Consider the following 4,068-nt stretch of genomic DNA (forward strand, 5'->3'; position numbering starts at 1 on the left):
AGTCTCGTTACCTTCCAGATCAATTTCCGGCTGTGGCGGAACCTCGTTGGGTGCTGGTAAATAATCAACCACTGCGTCTAGCACATTTTGTACGCCTTTGTTCTTGAAAGACGATCCACAGAATGTTGGGAAGAATGCCAAGTTGCGGGTTCCTTTACGGATGCACTGCTTGATTTCGTCGATGGTGACTTCCTCACCTTCGAGATACTTCATCAAGATTTCTTCATCTTGCTCAACCGCAAGCTCAACCATCGCTTCGCGATACTCTTCTACCTGTTCCTTCATGTCTTCAGGAATGTCGGTGATTTCGTAGTTTTCGGGCAAGCCACTATCATCCCAAACCCAGGCTTTGCGAGTTAGGAGATCAACAACGCCCACAAAGTCACTTTCGGTACCAATCGGCAGCACCATCACTAAAGGTGTTGCGGCTAGCACTTCTTCCACTTGTTTAACGACGCGATAAAAATCGGCACCGGTTCTGTCTAGCTTATTGACGTAAATCAGCCGTGCCACTTTGGAGTCGTTAGCATAGCGCCAGTTCGTTTCTGACTGGGGTTCCACCCCACCAGATCCGCAAAAGACGCCCACGCCGCCATCTAACACTTTCAGGGAACGATAGACTTCAATCGTAAAGTCAACGTGCCCTGGCGTATCGATAATGTTGAGTTGGCAATCCTTCCAAAAGCAAGACGTGGCGGCAGACTGAATTGTGATGCCGCGCTCTTGCTCCTGCTCCATGAAGTCTGTAGTTGCCGCACCTTCATGTACCTCACCAATCTTGTGGATTTTGCCCGTGAGCTTCAAAATCCGCTCAGTAGTAGTGGTTTTACCAGCATCCACGTGGGCAAAAATGCCAATGTTGCGATATCGCGTAAGGTCCTTTTTCATAACTGCTCTCTAGATTTCTGTGCGACAAACCATTAATGACGACTATTTATGATGATAGTCGTCTGCAAGGTATCTTTGCTGCCTCAATAGAGGGGCGTTTGCACTCTGGCTGTCAGAACATACCCACGCTAACTTCAAAAAATGGCAGCATTGCTAATTGTAAAGTGTCATGACCGAAATATGTAAGTCCCCACGATAGGTTGTTTTGCTCAGACACCGTCTCTCGCTCATTGACGAGCATTTTTGATCTAACAAGCCTTAGTCATCCAGAAGTCCAAGTTCTAGTGCTCTTTAAGTCTGAGCAACTTACGCCGTCTGACACTACCGGGGAGAGGTGCTTTGCTACTCTCTCGCATTTAATATGGAAGAGGTTAATCAGTGAAGCCATTGTCTTTAAAGCGTTGTAGAGACGTGCTGAGGACTGTCTGCTGCAAGAAGCCTAAGCGGCTGCTTAGGCTTCTTTTGCGTAATGAGCTTTAACTAATCACCGCCGTGAACTGGACAGCGATCATCCACTAGCAGGTTAATTATTTAGATGGTTTCGTCAGCTCTAGGAGCAGCCCCCATCGGTTCTACGGCGTTTCTTAATAGTGTGATCTGAGCTTCAAAATCCAGCGTCTCGATCGCTGCTAGCAATTCTTGTCCTTGCTGACTGAATTCGTAATTGTCAGGCATGGCGATAATCTCACCGCGATCCATACCAATAGCTAGAGCATACCAAAAGGCCAGTTTAGTGTTTGTACTCAAAGAACCGTACTCACGACTGATGAGGTTGTTGGGATCTTTGTGAGCGATCGCCCTCATCGCAGCTAGTTGATCTTGTTTGGACTGCTGCTTCACTTGCTCATACAACCCTTCGGCAATTTTCGCTGCTGCCGCCCCTGGTGCAGCAGGGGTAATCGACTGGCCCATTTTTCGATAGACAAACCACAACCAAGCGAGTTGATCATCAACGCTCAATCCGCGAAAAATTTTGCAAGCTTTCTCAAGATTATTGACGGCATTAGAAAAAGTCGTCATTCAAGAAATCCTCTGTTGCTCCATAAACAAGCATGAACCAAGAGCTACTGAGTCAGTTACTGTGAATCAGCACACAAAGTACAAGTTGTTCTTATGACAAGGATCACTTAATTCCAAGACTTTTGACATCCTGCCCCCGCCAGAAAAACTCTCTCTCATTCGAGAGAGATGATTATCCGCAAAGTACAGGGACAAAACTATGGCGGTGAAAGCTGCAAGCTAACCGTGGTCGGGATTTGACAAATCGAGGAGCGAGGCGGTGAGCTAGAAGTTACCACACCGCTAACGTCTACCACCTCATGACCGAGATTACCCGAATTCAAGCCGCTTTGCGTCCCCACTTGTCTTGGCATGGAGCCCGACTCACCTTCCTAGCACTGTTCCTCGTGGCGCTGTTTCGCGTCGAAACCGTCAATTTAGAGAGGCTCGCCTCGGTCTTTGCCAATCGGGCGCAGAGTGCCTCAAACCATAAGCGTTTGACCCGCTTCTTTCGTAAGTTTGTCATTGACTTTGAGGAAATTGCTCAGGCTGTCGTGAGTTGGAGTCAAATTCCTGAGCCTTGGACGCTGAGCCTCGACCGCACCAACTGGTCCTTCGGCACGGTTAATTTCAACATCCTGATGCTGGGTATTGTCCACGAGGGCGTCGCCTTTCCGGTGATGTGGACGATGCTGGATAAACGCGGCAACAGCAATAGTGACGAGCGGATGGATTTGCTCGAACGCTTCGAGCGCGTCTTCCCCAACGCCCAGATTCGCTGTCTGACAGGAGACCGAGAATTCGTGGGTCGAGAGTGGTGTAGCTTCTTGCTGGTGCCGGATGCCATCCCGTTTCGGCTCCGACTGCGTCACAGTGACCGCATTAGCTCGCGCTCCGGGAAGCAGCGCCAAACAGGGGAGCGAGTCTTTGCCAATTTGAAGGTCGGCGAGCAGCGCCATCTCTCTGGCAAGCGCTGGGTCTGGGGTCGTCGGGTCTACATCGTCGCCACCCGGTTGGAAGATGGCGAACTGCTCATTCTCGCGACTGGTCATCAGCCTCAAACCGCCTTCGCCGATTATCGTTTGCGGTGGGGCATTGAGACGCTGTTTGCGACCTTGAAAACACGGGGCTTCAATCTCGAATCGACTCATTTCTGCCACGCCGAACGGCTTAGCAAGTTGATAGCGCTGTTGGCTTTGGCCTTCTGCTGGGCCATGCTCACCGGTCTTTGGCAACACCAGCAACACCCCATTCCACTAAAAGCTCATGGGCGTAGAGCGAAGAGTTTGTTCCGCTACGGTTGTGACTTTCTCAGGCGCACTTTCTCGGACTTCTCCCTGCGGCGTTCTGAATTTAATCAGGCTCTAAAACTTTTGTCCTTGTACTGAGATGCGCCCCACTCATAGCATCTAAAGCCAAATGGCCTTATGACTTACGACTGTGAAGGATTTTCGGCACTCAAGTCAGAACTATCACGCATGAAAGCTGGTGCATGGTTGGTGAGATAGTTGCTCAGCGCTGTGCTGACAAAGGACAGTACGATGGGGCCAAGCACGAAGCCTAAAATTCCCTTCACATAAAAACCGGGAACCGCGAGGGAAGAGAGCCAGAAGCATAAGCCATTCACCACGATCGCAAATAAGCCAAAGCTCAAGATCGTGATCGGAATCGAAATGGTTTGCAAAATCGGCTTAATAAAGGCGTTGACTAAACCGACTGAAGCCGCTGCGATCGCGGCAGCTGCGATCGTCTCAATCCTGACACCGGGCACAACCAAATCCACGACCAGCAAACTGAGCGCAGTGGCTAATCCTGACAAAAAAATGCTCCACATAGTCATTCTCCTACTTGCAAAAAATGAAATAATTCCCAGTCAATGACGAATAGCATTAGGCAAAATCTCAACACCGATTTCTCTCAGCCCACCCCGCATACGATGCTTTAGAGATGTTCAGAGTAGGGATTAACGGGTGGTGAATTAATGCCGAACAGTATTCGTTTGCCTCACTTCGGCTATTGCATTCATAACGCGAGTGAGTCAAATCAACAGAGCTGGCAAATTAGTCAATGTCGCTACTTTAAGCTTCTAAACCTATCCTTGGCGTCTACTTTGAGGCGGATTTTTCCCTAGATTAGTGTTTGATCCGTCTACAGCCTTTTCCAGTCTCGTGAGATACACTT

4 protein-coding genes are annotated in these 4,068 nt (G+C 49.2%); 1 reads left to right on the forward strand and 3 read right to left on the reverse strand.

The window, feature by feature from the left end; genetic code table 11:
* Window positions 1–888 (reverse strand): GTP-binding protein (locus QQ91_RS09300; RefSeq protein WP_166284011.1); only part of this gene is annotated, 888 nt, incomplete at its 3' end.
* 531 nt (window positions 889–1,419) lie between these two features.
* Window positions 1,420–1,908, reverse strand: coding sequence for an orange carotenoid protein N-terminal domain-containing protein (locus QQ91_RS09305; protein WP_039727322.1), 489 nt, complete (start codon window positions 1,906–1,908; stop codon window positions 1,420–1,422).
* A 299-nt stretch (window positions 1,909–2,207) separates the two neighbouring features.
* Between QQ91_RS09305 and QQ91_RS09310 the strand changes: the two genes are divergently transcribed.
* Entirely contained in the window at window positions 2,208–3,275 is a 1,068-nt protein-coding gene (locus QQ91_RS09310; RefSeq protein WP_039726301.1) for an IS4 family transposase, read from the forward strand.
* 44 nt (window positions 3,276–3,319) lie between these two features.
* Here QQ91_RS09310 and QQ91_RS09315 read toward each other — a convergent pair whose 3' ends face one another.
* On the reverse strand, window positions 3,320–3,721 hold the full coding sequence (locus QQ91_RS09315; RefSeq protein WP_039728604.1) for a phage holin family protein: 402 nt from the start codon (window positions 3,719–3,721) through the stop codon (window positions 3,320–3,322).
* Window positions 3,722–4,068 lie beyond the last annotated feature (347 nt).

The sequence above is a fragment of the Lyngbya confervoides BDU141951 genome, from assembly GCF_000817775.3.
Taxonomy (GTDB): Bacteria; Cyanobacteriota; Cyanobacteriia; order Thermosynechococcales; family Thermosynechococcaceae; genus Lyngbya; species Lyngbya confervoides.